This is a genomic window from Saliniradius amylolyticus (assembly GCF_003143555.1).
Taxonomy (GTDB): Bacteria; Pseudomonadota; Gammaproteobacteria; order Enterobacterales; family Alteromonadaceae; genus Saliniradius; species Saliniradius amylolyticus.
The window spans coordinates 873,345-894,137 of sequence record NZ_CP029347.1; the positions used below are offsets into that span (position 1 = coordinate 873,345).

Here is a 20,793-nt window from a genome sequence, read left to right on the forward strand (position 1 = left end):
GGTGACCGTGGTATCGGATAGAGAACTAGACGCTCAGGGCTATGAGCGTTTTCGTCAGTTTTTAGAGCGCCGTTGTGGCATTGTGCTGGGTGACAATAAGCAATACCTGGTGCGCAGCCGCTTGTCACCGTTATTGAAAAAGTACGCAAGCCCTTCCTTACCGGAATTGGTGGAGCGGGTATTGCAGGAGCGAGACCGTGGCTTGATCGAGGCGGTTATCGATGCGATGACGACCAATGAGACTCTATGGTTTCGTGACCGCTACCCTTTTGAGTTATTAAAAAGCGAGATGCTGGCCGAATTTAAGGGACGCCCCGGCCCTGTTAAAATTTGGTCGGCAGCATGTTCGTCTGGGCAGGAGCCCTACTCTATTGGCATGTCCATACTGGAATATCAGCGTCAAAACCCCGGGGCTCTGCGAGGTGGCGGCCAGATAGTAGGAACAGATATCTCAGCCGATATGCTCCAGCGATGTAAACTGGCCGAGTACGACAATCTGACTCTGTCCCGCGGACTGTCGGATGAACGTAAGCGTCAATTTTTTGAACCGGCTGAGAACGGCATGTTAAGGGTCAAGCAGGAAGTGCGACGGATGGTGAGTTTCCGTCAGGTCAATTTGCTCGAGTCTTATAGTTTGTTGGGGAAGTTTGACATCATATTCTGCCGTAATGTACTGATTTACTTCTCGGCTGAGGTGAAAGCCAAAATCCTGCAACAACTTGCCGCCTGCCTGAACAAGGATGGCATCTTATTCCTCGGTGCCTCCGAATCTTTGTCAGGTCTGAGTGACGAATTTACTATGGTTCGTTGTACTAAGGGCCTGTACTACCGCAAGAAAAGCTAACCGGCTACTTCTCTTCTAAGGTGTCAAAAATCCTTTTGGCACACTTGTTGCTTTTGTTTTTCCGTCACGAGGAGAAACACTATGGCAATCAACCTAGACAGACTGACCGACTTTCACCACCGGGCTGCGACGGTTCGTAAGGACCGTATGGAGCTACTGGCGGGAAACTTGGCCAACGCCAATACGCCCGGCTATAAAGCTCGGGATCTCGATTTTAAGTCTGCGATGCAATCGGCCAGGGCCGAGCAAAGCCACAGCATGTCTCGCACCCATGACAAGCACTTTAGTGTTGAGGTGCGCGGGGCGGAGGAAGCCATGTATCGGGTGCCGAATCAGCCGGATACCGGCGATGGCAACACGGTGGATGTGCAGCAAGAGCGAAATGCGTTTCTGGAAAATGCCATGCGAATGCAAGCTGGCATGACCTTCCTCAGCGGCAAACTGAAAGGCATGAAAAAAGCCATTAGTGGAGGAGGACAAGCCTAATGAGCCTGTTTAATGTAATGAATATTGCCAGTACTGGCATGAGTGCAGAAAGCGTCAGGCTGAATACTACGGCCAGTAATATTGCTAATGCCAATAGTGTCAGTAGTAGCTATGACCAGACCTATCGAGCGCGCAAGCCCGTGTTTGCCGCCGAGATGGACAGAGCAATGAATAACTATGCCAAGCATAGTGGCAAGGACTTGCCGCCCACGAGTGGAGGGCATGGCGTACAGGTACTGGGTGTTGTCGAGAGCGATAAGCCTCTGCAGGTGGAGTACAACCCCAACCACCCCATGGCCGATAAGGATGGCTACATCTATAAGCCTAACGTCAATGTGGTGGAAGAAATGGCAGATATGATGTCGGCTTCCAAGAGTTATGAAACCAATGTGCAGGTAGCGGATACCACCAAACGGATTTTCCGTCGCGTACTGCAGTTGGGCCAAGGTCAATAATCTGAGGACGGTTTATGGAAAATGTAACCAATACCGGCATCAACAAGGACTATTACTGGCAGGATGACAGTAAGGTCCCCAAGGCCGATGAAAATAATGGGCAGTTAACCCAGGAAGACTTTTTCTCACTGTTGACCGAACAATTGTCCATGCAGGACCCAACCAAGCCGGTGGACAACGATAAGATGGTCCAGCAGATGACCAGCTTTACTATGGCTGACAGCTTAAGTTCACTGAACCAGAAGTTCGATCAGTTTGCCCAGTCCATGACTTCCAATCAGGCTCTTCAGGCATCCAGTCTGGTAGGGCAACAGGTATTGCTGCAAAGCAGTAATATGGTGTTAAAAGAGGGGCAGCCGGTGACCGGTGTAATAGTCAATGAATCCAGAGCCAGCAACATGAAACTGACCATCGAAAACCAATATGGTGAAACGGTCAGGGTCATGGACGCAGGCTCACAAGATGCGGGGAATATCGATTTTGGCTGGGATGGTACCGACCAGAACGGTAATCCCGTGCCACCCGGTAATTACAAGCTTACGGCTTCGGCCACCGTAGATGGTGAACAGACCACCGTACCGACGGCGATTCACCGTCATGTGAACAGTGTCAGCATGGGCTCAAATGGTCAGGGGGTGATTCTAAACCTCTATGGCGATGAGAGCGTGACACTGGGCGATGTGATGGAAATCGGTTAACAGGAGAGCAAACTATGTCATTTAATATTGCACTTAGTGGTGTAAACGCATCACAAAAAGATCTGGATACCACGGCGAACAACATCGCCAACGTTAATACCACCGGCTTTAAAGAGTCGCGGGCCGAGTTTGTGGATGTGTATGCCACCTCTTTGTTAGCGGGTTCTAAAACCAAAGTGGGCGACGGTGTATTGACCTCGGAAGTGGCACAGCAGTTTACCCAGGGTAGTCTCAAGTTTACCGATAATGCGCTGGATTTGGCCATTACCGGTAATGGCTTCTTCGCCACGGTACCTGAGCAGGGGTCACAGGATTTTTCCTACACTCGGGCGGGAATGTTTAAACTTAACAGTAATAACTTTGTGGTGGATTCGCGTGGACGAAATCTGATGGGCTTTCCGGTGAATCCGGACGGCACCTCAGCTTCCAGCGCCTTAAGTACCGCTAATCCGATTCGAATTCCGGATTCCTCTGGCGCCCCTCAGGCGACTGCTGAGGTGGATATGAAGATGAACCTGCCAGCGGGCGATGCGGCACTGGATCCGGCTGACTTCGATCCCACAGACCCCGACACCTATAACGCGGCGACATCGGTGACGGTCTTTGACTCTCTCGGTGACTCGCATATTCAGACCTTTTATTTTATTAAAGACTCCACTGCAGCTACCGGTAATGAATGGGTTGTTGCAACAGCAGTCGATGATCAACTGGTCAATTACACCGATAATACCGGTACAGCATTAGGTAACGCGCCGTCGGCTCCAGCAGCAGGTCAGAACGTCGCTGGCGGAAATACTGGTAATGATGTCTTTGTGTCTCGGTTGATATTCAGCTCTGGTGGCGACTTTCAGGGGGTAGAAGCCGCTGATGGTGTTCAACCAGCCGATGGCAAGTTAGCTACAGAGGCACTGGGTGTTGGTATTTTGACCAATGGCTCGGATCCCACACAAACATTAACAACGGATTTTAACTTCACAGCGGGTGGCGCTACGCCGGATGAACCCACCCAGTTTGCCTCAAGCTTTGAGGTAACCTCTCTGGAGCAAGATGGTTTGCCTGTGGGACGATTAACCGGGGTGGATATCGACGAAGACGGATTGGTGCGGGCCACTTATTCAAATGGTACCTCTGAGCCTTTGAGCCGTATTGCGTTAGTGCGCTTTGCCAATGAGCAAGGGTTAACACAGAACGGTAATACCGAGTGGAAGGAGAGTATTAACTCTGGCGAGCCTCTGGCAGGCGAAGCCACCACAGGTACCTTTGGTAGTATCAACTCCCAGGCACTGGAGCAGGCTAACGTGAACTTGACCACTGAACTGGTGGATATGATTCAGGCCCAGCGGAATTTCCAGGCAAACTCCCGGGCCCTGGAAGTCAATAACACCCTGAACCAGACCATTCTCAACATCCGTTAATTGATGAGCGTTAAATACAAGCCCGGCCCATGAAGCCGGGCTTTTTTATATCCAGGGATGGATGGTATGCCGAGAATGCAGGGAGCAATTCGAGGCGATATCCAGGGATGGATGGTATGCCGAGAATGCAGGGAGCAATTCGAGACGATGTGATAATGGTTATTTTTGTGTCAGCGACTGATACGCGTACATCAGCTTTTGGGTACATTCTGATTTTGGCCAGCTAAATACCACTTCCGATTTGCCGGACTCCACCACCTTGCCTTGTGACAGTACCAATACCCGGTCACTCATGTGTCTGACAATCCCCAGATTATGGGAAATAAAGATAAAACCAATACCGAGGTCTTTTTGTAATTTCAAAAGCAGGTTCACGGTTTGGGAGCGCACCGAGGGATCCAGGGCCGCGAAGGGCTCATCGGCGATAACAATTTCAGGGTCCAGTATCAAAGCTCGGGCGATTGCGGCTCGCTGATGCTGACCCTCTGAGAGCATATGACGATAGAAGTGCTGATGATCAGGCAACAGTCCCACCTGAGTGAGCACCTGTTGGATCTTGCGTTGGCGTTCCTGTTCATCCAGTTGGGTGTTAAGTAACAAGGCTTCTTCTAACTGGACGCCCAGGGTAAGAGCTGGATTGAGGGAGCCCTTACTGTGCTGGAAGATCATGCGAATACGCTGATAACGCAAACGCCGGTTTGAATGCACCAGTGTCTCGCCATTTAGTGCTATTTGCCCTCCACTTGGTGTCTCTACGCCCACAAGCAGCCTTGCTAGCAAAGACTTCCCCGAACCATTTTCACCGATAATGGCCATGGTCTCCCCCTGATGGAGCTCAAAGTTCACCGGCGCTAACACGAAGTCCTCACTGCCACCACTGAGCCAGTGGCGCTTCGGGTGAAAGCTTAAATTAGAGACGCTGAGCAAGGGGGTCATTTGTGACCTCGGTGCAATGGAAAGTGGCAGGCATAGTTATGATCATGAATGCGACGGGTTGCTGGCATCTTAACACAGGCTTTTTGGGCTCTGGGGCAACGGGGGCCCAAGCGACAGCCGATGGGCAAATGTTGCAGCGTGGGAATGGTGCCATCCAGACAGCTGAGCGGTGATTTTGGTGGTAATTCGCGCCGAAAGCTCGGAGCACTCTCCAGCAGTGCATTGGTATAGGGGTGTAATGGACGCTTGCGGATCTTATCCAGCGGCCCGCTTTCCACCGTTTGTCCGCAATAGAGCACGGTCAGGCTTTTGGCTATGGAGAAAATGGCCTGAAGGTCATGACTGACAAACAGCAGGCTCAAGGAGCGTGTCTTATTGAGCTTGTTCAGTAGTTTAACCACCTGAACCTTGGATGTGGGCTCCATGCCCATCGTCGGGTTATCCGCGATCAGCAACTCGGGCTTGGATACCAGCGCCATGGCGATATAGAACTTCTGGCAGATATCTTCCGGCACTTCGTGGGGGTAAGAATCCATGTACTCCTCATGGTGTTTAATACCCACCTTGTGCAATTGCTGGACCGCCAGGATACGGCGCTGCTCCCGGCGTTGCCAGAACCAGGCCCGGTCGAGCATATTATCCGGAATACTCTCTTCGATCTGCTCATGCAATTTGGCCGAGGGGTCTAGCGCAGCCACCGGGTTTTGCAGTATGACCGAGATCTCATGTCGGGTGATATGACGTCGCTCCTTGGCCGACATGGACAGTAAGTCTTTGCCTTTCCATTGCATTCGATCGGCAGTAACCCGCCATTGTTCGGGCAGGGCGCCAACAATGGCTTTGACAATCAGGCTTTTGCCAGAGCCGGACTCCCCCACCAGCGCGCGGATTTCGGAGCGATCGACGGTCAGGCTTATCTTATCCAGTGCCTTGACCCAGCCCACCGGGCTATCGATCTCCAGAGTCAGATTTTTAATATCCAGTAGCGGCATCTATTGCTCCAGCCGTTTTCTTAAGGCCGTACGCAGGCCATCACCAATGAGGTTAACCGATAGTACCAGTAAGAAGATTGCGGCGCCGGGAATTGCCAGGCTCCAAGGGGCGATATAAGCGATTTTTAAGGTGTCGGATAGCATGGAGCCTAATTCGGGTGAGGGCGCCTGAGCGCCTAAATTCAAAAAGCCCAGTGCGGTAATATCCAGTATGGCAATGGAGAGCGCCATCGTCCCCTGGACTACCAGCATTTCAATCATGTTGGGTAAGATGCCCTTTCTCAGCACGCGCCAGTTACCTGCGCCGTCCAGGCGAGCGGCAATAACATAATCCTTGTGCATCTGACTGCTGACCAGGCCGCGAGTATGATGAATAAACTGGGGGATTAACGCCAGCATAATGGCCCAGGCGCTGTTAACCAGGCCGGTACCCAATATTGCGACAATGATAATGGCTATCAGCAAGGTTGGGATGGCCATTACGGCATCCAGCAAGTGATTGAGCAGACTGGATCTGAGGCCCCGCACCATTCCCGCATAAGCGCCGATGGTGCAGCCGATCAGCATGGCACAAATGACCATAATCAGGCTGGTCCCAAGTGTGATACGACAGCCATAGAGCACTCGCGTCAGGATATCCCTACCCAGACTGTCGGTGCCGAAAACATGTGTGATATTGCCGTTGGCATCCCAGGCCGGAGGTAGCAATATGGTGTTGGTGTTTTGCTCGTAAGGTCCATAAGGCATAAGCAGTGGGCCTATGATGGCGAGTAAAACAAAGATGCCCAAACACCAGATGCCTGCGAGGGCAACATGGTTATTGTTCAGCTCCTGCCAGGTTTGCTGGAAGGGGGAGGGGAACTCTTCATCCAGATAAAAACTAAACTTGGGCATGGATCTGCCTCTTGCTGAGTGGATAGAAGGCTCGCATAAACACATCGATAGCAATAGTAAACATGATCACCAGTGCCGACACGACCAGCATGCCGCCTCGAATAGCCGGGTAGTCGCGCATATAGATAGCTTGTACCAGCCACTCGCCAATACCGGGCCAGGAGAAGATAACCTCCACGATCATGGCATTGGTCAATAGCACAGTAAACTGCATCGCGAGCTGCGGCATAATTGGCATTAATGCGTTTTTAAGGCCGTGGCGCCAGAGTACCTGCCACTGGGTGAGGCCTTTTGCGTAGGCCGCTTTGATGTAATCCCGACGCATCACATCAACGACTGAGCGGCGGGTCAGACGGATAATCATGGCGCTGGTGACGATGGATACCGACAACGTGGGTAAGATCAGGTGCCGGAGTGCGTCGTTAAAGGCCGCATCTTGATTGGGTAAGTCAGAGGTGAGAATGTCCAGCAGAATGAAGCCGGTCTCAGCTGGAACGTCGTACAGGAGGCTGATACGGCCGGAAATAGGCAGCAGCCCCAGCTGCAGAGAGAATACCAAAATCATAATCAGCGCTAGCCAGAACACCGGCATGGAGTAACCCACCAGACTGGCTCCTAATACCATTGAGTCGGTATGCCTGCCGTGTCTTAGCCCCGCAATAATGCCCAGAGGCAGGCTGACAAAGACTGATACCAGCATGGCGTACATGGCCAGTTCGATACTGGCTGGGAGGTGAGCGCCAATATCGGCAAACACCGATTTACCGGTACTCATACTCAACCCCCACTGACCACTTAGCAAGTCTTGCATATAGGTGATATAGCCTTGCCACCAGCCTTGAGTCAGGTTATAGGCAAAGCTTTGGCGTTGGTAAGCCGCGCTGTGGGTGTCGCTGATGCCGGTAAGATTGGTAATAGGGTCGCCCGGAAACAGAAATACCAAAGCGTAGGATGCCAGAGTCAGGATCAGTAACGTGACCAGCAGCAAGTTTATTCGGCGTAATAGATAATAGAGCACTTACCGCTCCTCCTTGCTAACACCGCCAAACGCAATCCCGCCAAAGGGCAGAATTGGCAGGTTTCGCACCGCCTTGCGATAGGCCTGAAACCGATAAGCATGAGCCAGGGGGACCAATGGCATTTGGTCGTTAAGAATCTGATTGGCCTGACGGTACAGAGCCGTTCGCTGTTGTTTGTCCGCGCTCATCAAAGCCTGTTCCAGTACTTTATCGAATTCCGGATGGCACCAGTTGGCGCGATTAGAGCCTGAGTCTACGGCGGGGCAGCTGAGCAGCGGACGATAAAAATTATCCGGGTCGACGTTATCGGCCGACCAGCCGATCAGTACAGAATCATGCTGCATGGCCCGGAGACGCTCGCGGAAGTTGCTCCATTCGTAACTGATTATACGGGCACTGACGCCAATCTCGGCCAGATAGCGCTGCATGATTTCCGCCATTTTTCGCGCGTTGGGATTGTATGGGCGCTGAACGGGTAAGGCCCAAATATTCATGGAAAACCCTTCACCAAAGCCTGCTTCCTCCAGCAATTGTCTGGCCCTGACAGGATTGTAATTCACCTCTTGCTGAGTCTGATCATAGGCCCACGAAGTGGGGGGTAAAATGCCTTTAGCCCGTACCGCACTGTCAAAATAAACGGCATCTAACAGAGTTTCCTTATCGATGGCCATAGCCAGGGCTCGCCGAACCTTAGGATTGTCGAACGGGGGGCGCTTGGTGTTGAAGGCCCAAAAGCCGACATTAAGGCCCGGAAGCTCATCCAGGGTCAGCTCCGGGTGTTCCTGTATTACCTTTAATTCGGTTTGGGCCGGATAAGCCGCGACATCGCATTCGCCAGTGATTAACTTGGCCAGGCGCATGGAACTGGTAGGGGTTATGTCATACAGCAGTTGCTCAGGCTTTGCGGGGCCGGCCCAGTAGTCAGGATGACGAAAATAGCGGATATGACTGTTACGCTGGAAGCTGGCAAATTTGTAGGGACCTGTACCAATAGGGCGACGATCGATAAGGGACTTATCCAACTCCTCGTCTTCCAGGTATTCGGCATATTCGGCCGAAAGGATAATGGCGAAGTCCGTCGCCAGCGAGGCCAGAAAAGAACTGTCTGGATGACTGAGCTTTATTTTAACTCGGTAGCCGTTGATCCGGCTGACTTCTTCTACCACCTGACTGAGTTCCAGGCTTTCAAAATAGGGGTAACTGCCCCCAGACACATTATGATAGTTGTGGCTGAGCATACGCCAGCGATCAAAGGTGAAAATTACATCATCGACATTAAAGTTACGAGTCGGGGTAAAATAGGGAGTGGAGTGGAACGGAACGTCTTTGCGTAACTGAAATTCATAAGTCACCCCGTCGTCTCTCAACAACCAACTCGTCGCCAGTTCCGGTTCTAGCTGACCGGTTTCAGGGTTGTAACGGATCAGGCGGTTATAGAGCTGGTGGGAGGTAGCATCGACCGTGATGCCTGAAATATCCAATTGGGGATTAAAGGTAGCAGGATTGCCCTCGGAGCAGTAAACCAGCCCTTTCTGGGCCAATTGCCGGGTGGATTGTTGCTCGCACCCAGCGATGAAGGTGAGTAGCGGCATGAGCAGCAATAGCAGGCGATAATCACTCATGAGGCGCTCGACGCTCCGGTTTCCAGCAAGTTATATTTTTTTAAATAGCCGCGCAGCTGATGGTAGGTCAGTCCGAGTTTCTGAGCGGTTTTCTTCTGATTATACTGACTGTGCTTTAAGGCTTGCTGGATCAGTTCGATTTCAAAGGACTGACTCTCCGCTTTTAAGTCTACTGGGAATTCAGGGCGTGGTTGAGATGCAGCATTATCCTTTTCTACTGGTGGAACAGAGGTGGGTATCTGTTCCTCTTCAACAGAACTTGGTCTGGAAGCTCGAGGGCGAAATGGTGACTCAAAAGGATCGAGCTGGATCTCACTGACCGGTAAATGTGGGTTCTGACAGCGATAAACCGCTCGCTCCACCACGTTTTTCAGCTCACGCACATTGCCCGGCCAGTGATAGTCCAGTAGGGTTTGCTTGGCCTTTTCGGAAAAACCGCTGAATAACTCCATATCCAGTTCCCGGGCCATATTGATAGCAAAAGTTTCCGCTAATAGCAGAATATCATCCCGCCTCTCTCTCAGGGGAGGAAGAGTAATGACATCAAATGCGAGCCGATCCAGTAAGTCTGCGCGAAACTCACCCTGCTCAGCTAGGCTGGGTAAGTCTTCGTTGGTGGCAGCCACTAAGCGCACATCAGCCTTGATGGTTCGGGAGCCGCCTACCCGTTCGAATTCGCCGTATTCAATTACGCGCAACAGTTTTTCCTGGATGAGTGCTGAGGTATTGGCTAATTCGTCCAAAAACAGAGTGCCCCCATGAGCGGCTTCGAAACGCCCTTGATGTCGTTTACTTGCGCCGGTGAAGGCTCCGGCTTCATGGCCGAAAAGTTCACTTTCCAACAGGTTTTCGTTCAGGGCAGCGCAGTTTAGCTTGTGGTAGGATTGGTCCCAGCGCTCGGAGAGGTAATGCAGTCTTGCGGCGATCAGCTCCTTACCGGTACCTCGTTCGCCGATGATCAGTACGGGTTTTGTAAGGGGAGCGATCTGTGAGACCCGCTCGAGTACTTCTAAAAAAGCATTGGACTGACCGATAATGTTGTCTTGCTGACGAAAGCGGCTCACTGCGTTCCTCAAAAGTTGGTCTAAATGACTAATATGTGGTTGATCCTAATAATATGCTACTGAGGGCTAAAAGGGTAGCAATTAGAAAAAAACCGTTAAATCATGATGTTACATACTGTGAAAAAACTGGCCTGGTAATTGTATTAGTAGGGCAGGCCGTTGTGAGCGATTACGCTGACAACCCAATCTCAACAACTAACGAGGTCGTAGATTATGGGTATTTTTTCTCGTTTTAGCGATATTGTAAATTCGAACATAAACGCTCTGTTGGATAAAGCGGAAGATCCGGAAAAAATGGTGCGCCTGATTATTCAGGAGATGGAAGACACGCTGGTGGAGGTGCGCTCCACTTCTGCCAAGTCATTGGCGAACAAAAAGGAGATCAACCATCAGATTAGCAAGCTGGAAAAGCAGGCTGAGGAATGGGAAGCCAAAGCAGAGTTAGCTCTGAGCAAAGATCGCGAGGATCTGGCGCGTGCGGCGTTGACTGAAAAGCAGAAGGCCGAAGATTACGCGCAAAATTTAAAAAATGAGCTGCTGTTGGTGGAAGAGCAGATTGGCAAACTACAGAATGAGATAAGCCAGCTACAAGAAAAACTGGCCGATGCCAAGGCTCGTCAGAAATCCATTCTGATGCGTAAGCAGACTGCAGAATCACGCCTGGAAATTAAGCGAAATCTGGACAGTGGTAAAATGCATGATGCCATGGATCGTTTTGAACGCTACGAGCGCAAGATTGACGATATAGAGAGCCAGGTGGAATCTTACGACTTAGGTAAGAAAACACTGGATGACGAATTTGCAGCACTGGAAGCCGACGAAAAAGTCAGTAGCGAACTGGAGGCTCTGAAAAAGCGTGTGAAAGGTAAAGGCAGTAAGTCAGAGTCTAAGTCCAAGTAACTGAGTTGGGGAGTTCGTAATGGAAGATGTGATAGGTATTATCGTGGCGCCGATAATTATATTTATGATTTTTGTGGCGCCCATCTGGCTGATACTGCATTACCGCAGTAAGCGTAAGATGTCACAGGGGTTATCCGAGCAAGAAGTCGCCGAGATGAAAGCGTTATCGCATCAGGCCGAGGCCATGGGCGAGCGCATCAAGACCCTGGAGGCCATATTGGACGCGGAAAGTCCACAGTGGAGGAATCGAGCATGAAACGTAACGGTGAATTGTATCGACACCCGCAGAAGGGCAAGATTGCCGGCGTATGCGCCGGCCTGGCCGACTACTTTGGCTGGGAAGTATGGTTAATTCGCATTGCATTGGTGTCGGCGGTGTTATTGGCTGGCCCATTCTTCGTCATCGCTTATATTGCGGCCTGGTTTATTCTGGATAAGGCTCCGGCCAGTAATGCAGAGACTCAGGACTCGTCCTTTGGTAAGGGCTGGCAGAGCAGTGACGAGGAAGCGGTGGAGATTAAATCCCGCGTTTGGCGTGCCGGTGAATCCCCGCGCCATGCTTTTCAGGATATTAAGCACCGCTTTGAACACCTGGAACATCGGCTCAGGGCAATGGAGACTTATGTCACTTCTTCTGAGTTCCAGTTGCATCGAGAAATTGACCGTTTGTAGCACTCGACATCTCCCCCTTGAGCCAGCCATTGTGCTGGCTTTTTTGTTGATGGCTTTGAATACACAATGTAAATATATTGTTACAACCGTGTAAGTCTTATCCCTCGGCAGTAGCTGTTCCCCAGCATCGAAATACGTAGACTCCCAATCCTCTACTGGCACTGAGAATAATAATGAAAAAACTGTCTAAAGTGCCGTACATTGGTCAACGATGGACGATGTTATGAAACAACAAACCACCTATGTATCCAAAGAGCCTGATGCCGAAGGCATCATCCACTGGAGCGAGGAGGAAAACCGCATCTGGCAGGAATTGGTTGAGCGGCAGATGAAACTGTTGCCTGATCGTGCCTGTGATGAGTATATGCAGGGGATTGAACTGCTGGATATGCCCAAAGACCGTATTCCTCAGTTATACGAACTCAATCGGGTTCTGGAGCGTGAAACGGGCTGGAATGTGGCTCAGGTACCAGCCCTGATCCCCTTCGATGAGTTTTTCCGTCTGCTGGCAAATAAGCAGTTTCCGGTGGCGACCTTTATTCGTTCCCGTGAGGAGTTTGACTATCTTCAGGAGCCGGACATATTTCATGAAGTTTTTGGTCACTGCCCGCTACTGACTAACCCGGACTTTGCCCACTTTACGCATACCTACGGTAAGCTGGGCTATGCCGCCGATAAAAAAGATCGTGTTTTTCTTGCACGCCTGTATTGGTTCACCGTGGAGTTTGGGTTGGTGAAACAAAAAGGTGATCTAAGAATCTATGGCGGCGGTATATTGTCTTCGCCGGGAGAAACCCTTTATGCGTTGGACAGCGACAAAGCTGAGCGATACCCGCTGGATCCTTTAGATGCGCTTAGGACGCCCTATCGGATTGATATAATGCAGCCAGTTTACTACATACTCGGTGAGTTCAAAGAACTGTTTAATATCGCTGAGTCAGACATTATGTCTCTGGTGGAAAAGGCGAAGTCACTAGGCTTGTATGAGCCGAAATTTCCGCCGAAACAAAAAGCAAGCTAATTAAAGGGGTGAATATGAGCGAATTAAGCCAACAAAAATGTGAAGCCTGCCGCGCCGATGCGCCTAAGGTGGACGAAGAAGAACTGGCCACTCTGATCCGTGAGATCCCTGATTGGGAAACCAAAGTGCGTGAAGGAATTATGCAATTGGAACGCGGGTTTAAGTTTAAGAATTTCCGTCAGGCACTCAGCTTTGCCAATGAGGTAGGTGAGCTGGCGGAAGAGGAAGGGCATCATCCAGCGATTCTGGTGGAGTGGGGCAAGGTGACGGTTACTTGGTGGACGCATGCCATTCACGGCCTGCACAAAAATGATTTTATCTGTGCTGCCAAGACCGATAAGTTATTGAAATAAATAGCTAACAAGCCCGTCGAGGGGAGATACTCCCCTCGACCTAAGCCCTGTAAGGCGATTTAATCCTTCCCTCTTAGCCAAAGAATTGCTACAAAACGCTACAAAAAATTTTATCAGTTATATAAGAGACGGGATCTGCAAGCGATGCGTTTGGAAATTAGTTGTCAGGACAGGTTAGGCATTACACAAGATGTGTTGGATATTTTAGTAGAGTATGAGATCGATCTGCGAGGGATCGAGATCGTCACCGGTGGTAAGATCTACCTGCACTTTCCCAATATCGACTTCGAAGACTTCCAGCATCTGATGCCGCGAATCCGGCGCATTCCTGGTATTGATGATGTGAAAACTACGCCGTTTATGCCTGGTGAACGCGAGCAACATCAGCTCAGAGCCTTACTAAGAACCCTGCCGGACCCCGTCTTTTCTATCGATACCAGAGGCAATATTGTGGTGGCGAACGAGGCTGTGGTGAACAGCCTGGAATCGTCTTATGACGAGATCGTCGATCAGGATATCGAGCAGTTTATCCAAGGCTTTAACTTCCACCGCTGGTTAGAAGGCGATGAGGTGCTGGCTCAAACCCATAAGGTTAAGTTTATTGAGCAGGATTACCTGGTGGACTTATTGCCCATCGATGTGCCGGACACGGAAGGCGTATCTATCTTGGCCGGTGCGGTGGTGGTGTTAAAATCGGAGCACCGCCTGGGCCAGCAAATGAACGCTTTAATCCAGCCAACAACCCATTCATTTGCGCGGCTACAAACGAGTAGTCCGTCGATGAAAAGAGTGGTCAGGGAAGCACAAAAGATGGCCGAACTGGACGCACCCTTGCTGATTTGTGGTGAGACCGGTACCGGTAAGGAGCAGTTAGCACGTGCTTGTCATGAAGGTAGCCGTCGCGCCGAAAACGAATTCGTGGTACTGAACTGTGCGTCCATTCCTGATGATATGGTTGAACTGGAACTGTTTGGTTGTGCATCCGGTGCTTATGGTAACAATGAAGCTCGCTCCGGTTTGCTGGAGCAAGCGGAAAACGGCACCTTATTGCTTGATGAGGTGGGCAGCATGTCACCTCACTTGCAAAGTAAGTTGCTGCGCTTTTTACAGGACGGTTCTTTCAGACGTGTCGGCGGTGATAAGGAAGTGACCGTCAATCTTCGGATCATATCGGTGACGCAGAGTGATTTAAGTCAACTGGTACAGGAAGAGAAATTTCGTGAGGATCTCTATTATCGTCTTAATGTACTCACCCTGACGATGCCACCGCTGCGCCAGCGAAAGCAGGACATAATTGGCCTGACCGAGAGCTTTATGCAGCTGCACAGTCGTCAGTTGGGACGAAAGGCGCCTAAGCTGAATCGTTCGGCGGTGGAGTTGCTGCAGTCTTATCCATGGCCCGGCAATGTGCGTCAACTGGAAAACGCTATCTATCGGGCGCTGACCCTATTGGAAAAGTCAGAGCTGTCTAAGGATGACATTGAGCTGCCGGGCACCACGGGATCCAAGACCTACTTCCCAGAGGAGATCAAAGGCACTCTGGATCAGGAAGTGAAGCGATTTGAGCGGGATCTGCTGCGTCAGCTTTATCCCAGCTACCCCAGCACTCGCCAGTTAGCCAAGAAACTGGGACTGAGCCATACCGCTATCGCCAACAAGTTGCGCGAATACGGCATTAACAAGAAGACTGTAAAGATTTGATTCCAAAAAAGGGAGCTGGCAGCTCCCTTTTTTAATGCACTATTTTCTTTTTATTCAAAGAGTTAGTTTCCAGCGCTGGGTTGTAAAAGATACGTTACGATATCTTTGTGGTTTGGTTAAAAACTGACGGGGCAAGCTTTCTTCTCTTTTGCCATGCTTTGTTGTCTATTACCAGTCCCTAGTTTTTCAATTTTCGAATTTGAGTGAGAAAGACCATGACTGAACAAAGCTACAATCCTCTTGGTACTGACGGTTTTGAATTTGTGGAATATACCGCCGCCGATGACAAAGGCATTGCGGATCTGAAGCACCTGTTTTCTTGCCTGGGCTTTGCTGAGGTGGCCAAGCACCGCTCAAAAGAAGTCTGGCTGTATAAGCAAGGCGATATCAATTTTATTGTGAATGCTCAACCTTCATCCCAGGCGGAAGAATTCGCCCGTGAGCATGGGCCCAGCGTCTGTGGCATGGCCTGGCGGGTTAAAGATGCCGCTAAGGCTCTGGAGCACGCACTGGCCAATGGTGCTAAGCAGTTCCAGGGAAACCTTGGCGCAATGGAACTGATGATTCCTGCTGTGTACGGTATCGGTGAGAGCACCCTGTATTTCGTGGACCGCTACGGCGATAAGGGCAGCATCTATGAGGTGGACTTCAATTTCTACGATGATTGGCAGCAGCGCATGCAGGATGCAGATACGGGACTGGACTTTGTTGACCACCTGACTCATAACGTGAAGCGCGGCAACATGAAAGTCTGGGCCGACTTTTATGAGAACATCGGTAACTTCCGCGAAATCCGCTATTTCGATATTGAGGGCAAGCTAACCGGACTGGTCAGTAAGGCAATGACTGGGCCTTGTGGCAAGATCCGCATCCCGATCAATGAGTCCTCTGATGAAAAATCGCAAATTGAAGAGTTTATCCGCGAGTATAACGGTGAAGGGATTCAGCATATTGCGCTTGCCACTGACAATATCTATGAAACAGTTCGTCAGTTACGTGACCGCGGCATGAACTTTATGGATACACCGGACACCTACTACGAGAAGGTGGATGAACGGGTGCCTGGTCATGGCGAAGACTTGGCCGAATTACAGAAGCAGAAAATTCTGATCGATGGTGCGCCGATGAAAGACGGTATTTTGCTGCAGATTTTCACCGATACCGTAATCGGGCCAGTATTTTTCGAAATTATTCAGCGGAAGGGCAACGAAGGTTTCGGTGAAGGAAACTTTAAGGCTCTGTTTGAATCCATTGAGCTGGATCAGATTCGTCGTGGAGTGTTGAACGATGCGTAAGTGGATCACCTTTCCCCGTCAACAGGGTAAGGTGTCGCGCCAGGCTCATGCGGACTTTCCGCAAGAGGCCATCTTTGAGAGAGAGGTGGGCCGGAGCGGCTTTTTCGGACCGGCTACCCACTTCCATCATAAGCATGCCCCCACGGGCTGGAGTCATTGGGAGGGGCCGTTAAGGCCTCGACTGTTTGACTTAAATCAGCTTAATGATGTAGCCATGGATAGCCCGTGGCAGGCGCCGCTGATTCTGTCCAATGCCCATTGTCAGATGCGATTGTGGCACTGTAATAAGGCTATGAGCAGTCTGGCCCGCAATGCTGATGGAGATCAGTTGTTGTTTGTGCATGAGGGGCATGGTGAATTGTTCTGCGATTATGGGCACCTTCACCTGAATAAAGGTGATTATCTGGTGTTGCCACGCTCGACCATGTGGCGCTTAGAGCCTGCCGGTTCCATGCAGCTTTTGATGATTGAAGCCACTAATGACAGCTTCCAGCTGCCAGATAAAGGACTGTTAGGCCCTCAGGCCATTTTTGACCCGGCCATGCTGGATACGCCTGAAATCAATCAGACATTTTTGGATCAGCAAGACGAGAACCACTGGCAAGTGGCGGTCAAGCGTCACAATCAGGTGTCAGTGATTACCTACCCCTACAACCCGTTGGACGCTATCGGTTGGCACGGTGAGGTCGCTGCGGTACGAATAAACTGGCGTGATATCCGGCCCCTTATGAGCCATCGCTATCACCTGCCGCCATCGGCACACACCACCTTTGTCGCCAATCGCTTTGTGGTCTGCACTTTTGTGCCCCGGCCTATTGAGAGTGATCCCGGTGCTTTGAAAGTGCCGTTTTATCATAACAATGACGATTTCGATGAAGTTTTGTTCTATCATGAGGGAGACTTTTTCAGTCGCGATAATATTGAGCGCGGGATGGTTACGTTCCACCCGGCCGGGTTCACCCATGGCCCGCATCCTAAGGCTTTTAAAGCCGGTTTGGAGCATCGTAAAAAATTCACCGACGAGGTCGCGGTTATGTTGGATACCCGGGACGCCCTTGAAATTGGCGAACCGGCATCCCAAGTTGAAAACCACGACTACGTAAATAGCTGGAAAGAAGAGCCTAATAATCAATGAAACTCGCAACGCTAAAAAACGATACTCGCGACGGCCAACTGGTGATTGTCAGTAAAGATCTGAAATCCGCTGTGGCTGTGACACACATTGCTTCTACCATGCAAGAAGCCCTGGATAACTGGGATACGGTGGCCATGCACCTGCAGGCTACCTATCACGCATTGAATATCGGTCAGTTGGACGATGTGATGTCCTTTGACCCGGCTCAGTGTGAGTCGCCTTTGCCCCGGGCCTATCAGTGGGCTGATGGCAGTGCTTATGTAAACCATGTGGAGCTGGTGCGCAAAGCACGGGGTGCCGAGATGCCGGAAAGCTTCTGGAGCGATCCTCTGATGTACCAAGGTGGTTCTGATGACTTTATTGGACCGCAGGAGGATATTGAACTGCCCTCTGATGAATGGGGCATTGATTTTGAAGGTGAGGTGGCAGTGGTTACCGGTGACGTGCCCATGGGCTGTACCCCGGAGGAAGCGGGCAATCATATCCGCTTGCTGATGTTGGTGAACGACGTGTCTCTGCGCGGCCTTATCCCTGGCGAACTGGCTAAAGGCTTTGGCTTTTTCCAGTCCAAGCCAGCCTCAGCATTTTCGCCAGTGGCGGTGACGCCTGATGAGCTGGGGGAAAGCTGGGAAGACTGCAAGGTTCATCTGCCATTGCTGTCTACTTATAACGACAAGGCTTTCGGCAAGCCGGATGCGGGCACCGATATGACCTTCAATTTTGCCCAGTTGATCGCCCATGCCGCTAAGAGCCGTAACCTGGGGGCCGGCAGTATTATCGGTTCTGGCACGGTTTCCAATAAGCAAGGCACCGATCACGGGACGTCCATTGACGAAGGTGGAGTGGGTTACTCCTGCATCGCTGAGGTCCGGATGATCGAAACGATTCGTGATGGTGAGCCATCCACTCAGTTTATGAAGTTCGGTGATAAGATTCGCATCGAGATGCTGGATGATAATGGTGAGAGTGTCTTTGGTGCCATCGATCAGCAAGTGAAAGAGTACAAGGGATGAGTTTGAAGCTCTATGGTTACTGGCGGTCTTCCGCCAGTTACCGGGTGCGAATTGCGCTGAATTTGAAACAACTGGACTATGACTATGTGCCGGTGCATTTGGTCAAAGACGGCGGTGAACAGCACCTGACTTCTTACCAGCAGTTGAATCCGGCCGAGTTAGTGCCCACTTTCGTCGACGAAGATGAGGACGTGATTCTTAACCAGTCACTGGCGATCATCGAGTACTTGCATGAAAGGTACGATAGCGGGGAAGAACTCTTACCCGAGCATCGTTTAGATCGTGCAAGAGTGCGGGCCTTGTCTTATGACTTAGCCTGTGATGTTCAGCCGCTGGTGAATCTCCGGGTATTGCAGCAAATTTCGGCAGACTTCAACGCCGATGATGAACACAAGGCCGCCTGGGCCAGAAACTGGAATCAGCGGGGGCTGAGTGCCGTTGAAAAGCGTTTGCAGACTACAGCGGGCAAATACTGCTTTGGCTTCGATGTGTCGCTGGCCGATATTTGTCTGGTCCCTCAGGTCTATAACGCCATGCGTTTTAAGGTGGATATTAGTGCCTATCCGTTGATCGAGAAGATCTACCACAATTGTCTCGAGTTGGACGCGTTTGAGCGGGCACGGCCGGAAAATCAGCCAGACGCCCAGTGAGATAATGCTATACTTTCGCCCTGAAATTAGCTTCAGGGCTCCTCAATCGCTCCTCCTCATCTATCCATAACAGCTCGGGTTTCTGGGGCATTCACTGCCTTTTGCGCATATCAGGTGTGCCGGTGATGCCATGCCTTGCTCGATCCAGCCGATATTCAGAATTTTAGCCACCGAGGTTAAAGGCTGGCGCAATGCGCTGGGCAGCAGTGCTGAGCCGCCGTTTTCACTGCAGTTCTGCTTTACCAGCTCCGCCAGTTCGTTGGCGTTATGGCCCTGAGCTTCCAGAGCGGGGTTTAAATCAATGCCAGCACATAACACATGAGGGTTGTTTGCCAAATCCTGCACTCGTACTGAGTCACAGCAGTAGATTCTGGGCTGCCCATTGACGTGCAAAACGGAAATTTGTGCTGAGCTGTTGGCATTTGACTCACTGAGCTTGCGAAAAACAGCCCAATGCTGGCAAGGATCATCGACGGTGCGCATATTTCCCCAGGGCAGGGGAATGCCGTTTCCGCGATAAACGGCCTTTAATTTACCCGGTGAATAGGCGTCGAAATAGTGCCAGTGTGGGTAGGATGATACTGCCGTCATACGTCGCATAGCGACAGCAGGAGAAACTTCAATCTGCCTGTGTATATCGATGCTATAGCCATAGCGATCCAGCAACTGACGAAAAGGTGCCTTAGGGCATAGCAAAGCCCCGGCGAAAAAACTGCATTCGAAATCCCGCCATGCGGCCAGTACATCGGCGGCTTCAATATGGCTGTGGCTCTGGCGTTGCTGCCAGTTTTGACTGCCGCCGATGGTCATGGACTGTTCATTATACTCGCTACGGTGCAATACCCGCCGTCCAATATACGTAGCCAGTTCGTATTTTAAACGGGTTGGGGCCTGTTTGAGATGGCGGTTCAGCATCAGGGTATTGGCACCCTTCATATAGGAAGACCTTAGCTGATGGGTGGTTATCCCAGTATTGTCCATTTTGGGTTGGGCCGGTTCATCAAACCAGTCGACCTTATAGCCTTGCTGCGCGATTAGCTCCAGTAAGTCCTGAGTACTTAGAGGCATCCGGCGCTGGCCAATGTCTTCGGCGGCTCGCTCCAGGTCGGGGAAGTGGTTCTGATGGTGTTCCTGATAGGCACGAATCAATAGATGAGCGAACTGCTGCCCGCTGACACCAGTTTGAGAAAGCAGCTCGGGAATGGCGATTTGCAGAATGTCCTGAGAGAACAAAAATCCCGGTTCCAGTGGCATCCCGCTGATTCCGCCCGAGTTTCCTTTAGCCGGTGTCGTGGCCTCGGGGGCGGGTTCGTCGTCCAGAAACCATAGCAGAGGTTTTTGAAATACCTCGCTGATCACTTCCAGCATGGCCTCGCTGGGCACACGCTTTCCGCGCTCAATCATGGACAGGTAGGAGACCGAAGGTGCGTATTCAGGGTCGATACGAATACAGCGAGCGGATAAGTCTTCAATGGTCAAGCCGTGCCGCTTGCGCAAGTTACGCAACTTAGTGCCCAGAAAGTGAGATTGTCGGATCAGACTTTTACGTGATGTCATTTTGTAAAATTTACATTGTGAAATTTTATTTGTGAAATTGTAGTAAAAAATTGTCTAGACTGCTATTCAAG

The 20,793-nt window shown here is 50.9% G+C and carries 22 protein-coding genes; 15 read left to right on the plus strand and 7 right to left on the minus strand.

All coding sequences use genetic code 11. From position 1 onward, the window contains the following. The first annotated feature begins 1 nt into the window (after position 1). From HMF8227_RS04130 to flgE, 5 genes are all read left to right on the plus strand, one after another. A complete protein-coding gene (locus HMF8227_RS04130; protein ID WP_420820517.1) occupies positions 2-844 on the plus strand; it encodes a CheR family methyltransferase in 843 nt (280 codons plus the stop codon). A gap of 81 nt (positions 845-925) precedes the next feature. Beyond that, positions 926-1,330: a flagellar basal body rod protein FlgB gene (gene flgB / locus HMF8227_RS04135; protein WP_109338983.1), complete on the plus strand. Its 405-nt coding sequence runs from the start codon at positions 926-928 to the stop codon at positions 1,328-1,330. Continuing rightward, positions 1,330-1,785, plus strand: coding sequence for a flagellar basal body rod protein FlgC (gene flgC, locus HMF8227_RS04140; RefSeq protein ID WP_109338984.1), 456 nt, complete (start codon positions 1,330-1,332; stop codon positions 1,783-1,785). The genes flgB and flgC overlap by 1 nt, the downstream gene beginning before the upstream one ends. Positions 1,786-1,799: 14 nt before the next feature. Further along, positions 1,800-2,483: a flagellar hook assembly protein FlgD gene (locus tag HMF8227_RS04145; protein ID WP_109338985.1), complete on the plus strand. Its 684-nt coding sequence runs from the start codon at positions 1,800-1,802 to the stop codon at positions 2,481-2,483. A 14-nt stretch (positions 2,484-2,497) separates the two neighbouring features. Then, positions 2,498-3,898, plus strand: coding sequence for a flagellar hook protein FlgE (flgE, locus tag HMF8227_RS04150; RefSeq protein WP_109338986.1), 1,401 nt, complete (start codon positions 2,498-2,500; stop codon positions 3,896-3,898). A 159-nt stretch (positions 3,899-4,057) separates the two neighbouring features. On the opposite strand, the gene HMF8227_RS04155 is transcribed toward flgE, so the two are convergent. From HMF8227_RS04155 to pspF, 6 genes are read right to left on the minus strand one after another with little or no spacing between them, the layout of a single operon-like run. After that, positions 4,058-4,834: an ATP-binding cassette domain-containing protein gene (locus tag HMF8227_RS04155; protein ID WP_109338987.1), complete on the minus strand. Its 777-nt coding sequence runs from the start codon at positions 4,832-4,834 to the stop codon at positions 4,058-4,060. Continuing rightward, a complete protein-coding gene (locus tag HMF8227_RS04160; protein ID WP_109338988.1) occupies positions 4,831-5,826 on the minus strand; it encodes an oligopeptide/dipeptide ABC transporter ATP-binding protein in 996 nt (331 codons plus the stop codon). The genes HMF8227_RS04155 and HMF8227_RS04160 overlap by 4 nt, the downstream gene beginning before the upstream one ends. Continuing rightward, positions 5,827-6,720 (minus strand): ABC transporter permease subunit, encoded by an 894-nt coding sequence (locus HMF8227_RS04165; protein WP_109338989.1) that lies wholly within the window; start codon positions 6,718-6,720, stop codon positions 5,827-5,829. After that, positions 6,707-7,738: an ABC transporter permease gene (locus HMF8227_RS04170; protein WP_109338990.1), complete on the minus strand. Its 1,032-nt coding sequence runs from the start codon at positions 7,736-7,738 to the stop codon at positions 6,707-6,709. Before HMF8227_RS04170 ends, HMF8227_RS04165 begins: the two co-directional genes overlap by 14 nt. Beyond that, positions 7,739-9,361 carry an ABC transporter substrate-binding protein SapA gene (gene sapA, locus HMF8227_RS04175; protein WP_109338991.1) on the minus strand — a complete coding sequence of 541 codons (1,623 nt, stop codon included), beginning with the start codon at positions 9,359-9,361 and terminating at the stop codon, positions 7,739-7,741. After that, a complete protein-coding gene (gene pspF / locus HMF8227_RS04180; RefSeq protein WP_109338992.1) occupies positions 9,358-10,425 on the minus strand; it encodes a phage shock protein operon transcriptional activator in 1,068 nt (355 codons plus the stop codon). Before pspF ends, sapA begins: the two co-directional genes overlap by 4 nt. Before the next feature lie 213 nt (positions 10,426-10,638). Between pspF and pspA the strand changes: the two genes are divergently transcribed. The 10 genes from pspA (at position 10,639) to maiA (ending at position 19,165) form a co-directional block, all read left to right on the plus strand. Continuing rightward, positions 10,639-11,325 (plus strand): phage shock protein PspA, encoded by a 687-nt coding sequence (pspA, locus tag HMF8227_RS04185; RefSeq protein WP_109338993.1) that lies wholly within the window; start codon positions 10,639-10,641, stop codon positions 11,323-11,325. Positions 11,326-11,344: 19 nt separating this feature from the next. Further along, on the plus strand, positions 11,345-11,581 hold the full coding sequence (gene pspB / locus HMF8227_RS04190) for an envelope stress response membrane protein PspB (protein ID WP_109338994.1): 237 nt from the start codon (positions 11,345-11,347) through the stop codon (positions 11,579-11,581). After that, complete coding sequence (pspC, locus tag HMF8227_RS04195) at positions 11,578-11,997, plus strand: envelope stress response membrane protein PspC (protein WP_109338995.1); 420 nt, start codon at positions 11,578-11,580, stop codon at positions 11,995-11,997. The genes pspB and pspC overlap by 4 nt, the downstream gene beginning before the upstream one ends. A gap of 223 nt (positions 11,998-12,220) precedes the next feature. Beyond that, positions 12,221-13,018, plus strand: a complete 798-nt coding sequence (phhA, locus tag HMF8227_RS04200; RefSeq protein WP_109341001.1) for a phenylalanine 4-monooxygenase — start codon at positions 12,221-12,223, stop codon at positions 13,016-13,018. A 14-nt stretch (positions 13,019-13,032) separates the two neighbouring features. Further along, complete coding sequence (locus tag HMF8227_RS04205; protein ID WP_109338996.1) at positions 13,033-13,371, plus strand: 4a-hydroxytetrahydrobiopterin dehydratase; 339 nt, start codon at positions 13,033-13,035, stop codon at positions 13,369-13,371. Between the two features lie 144 nt (positions 13,372-13,515). After that, positions 13,516-15,072 carry a transcriptional regulator TyrR gene (gene tyrR, locus HMF8227_RS04210; protein WP_109338997.1) on the plus strand — a complete coding sequence of 519 codons (1,557 nt, stop codon included), beginning with the start codon at positions 13,516-13,518 and terminating at the stop codon, positions 15,070-15,072. Between the two features lie 215 nt (positions 15,073-15,287). Next, positions 15,288-16,367: a 4-hydroxyphenylpyruvate dioxygenase gene (gene hppD / locus HMF8227_RS04215; RefSeq protein WP_109338998.1), complete on the plus strand. Its 1,080-nt coding sequence runs from the start codon at positions 15,288-15,290 to the stop codon at positions 16,365-16,367. Continuing rightward, positions 16,360-17,502, plus strand: a complete 1,143-nt coding sequence (locus tag HMF8227_RS04220; RefSeq protein WP_109338999.1) for a homogentisate 1,2-dioxygenase — start codon at positions 16,360-16,362, stop codon at positions 17,500-17,502. The genes hppD and HMF8227_RS04220 overlap by 8 nt, the downstream gene beginning before the upstream one ends. Then, positions 17,499-18,515, plus strand: a complete 1,017-nt coding sequence (locus HMF8227_RS04225; RefSeq protein ID WP_109339000.1) for a fumarylacetoacetate hydrolase family protein — start codon at positions 17,499-17,501, stop codon at positions 18,513-18,515. The genes HMF8227_RS04220 and HMF8227_RS04225 overlap by 4 nt, the downstream gene beginning before the upstream one ends. Continuing rightward, entirely contained in the window at positions 18,512-19,165 is a 654-nt protein-coding gene (maiA, locus tag HMF8227_RS04230) for a maleylacetoacetate isomerase (RefSeq protein WP_109339001.1), read from the plus strand. The genes HMF8227_RS04225 and maiA overlap by 4 nt, the downstream gene beginning before the upstream one ends. 60 nt (positions 19,166-19,225) lie before the next feature. On the opposite strand, the gene HMF8227_RS04235 is transcribed toward maiA, so the two are convergent. Next, positions 19,226-20,722: a DUF3612 domain-containing protein gene (locus HMF8227_RS04235; RefSeq protein ID WP_109339002.1), complete on the minus strand. Its 1,497-nt coding sequence runs from the start codon at positions 20,720-20,722 to the stop codon at positions 19,226-19,228. Positions 20,723-20,793: the final 71 nt, after the last annotated feature.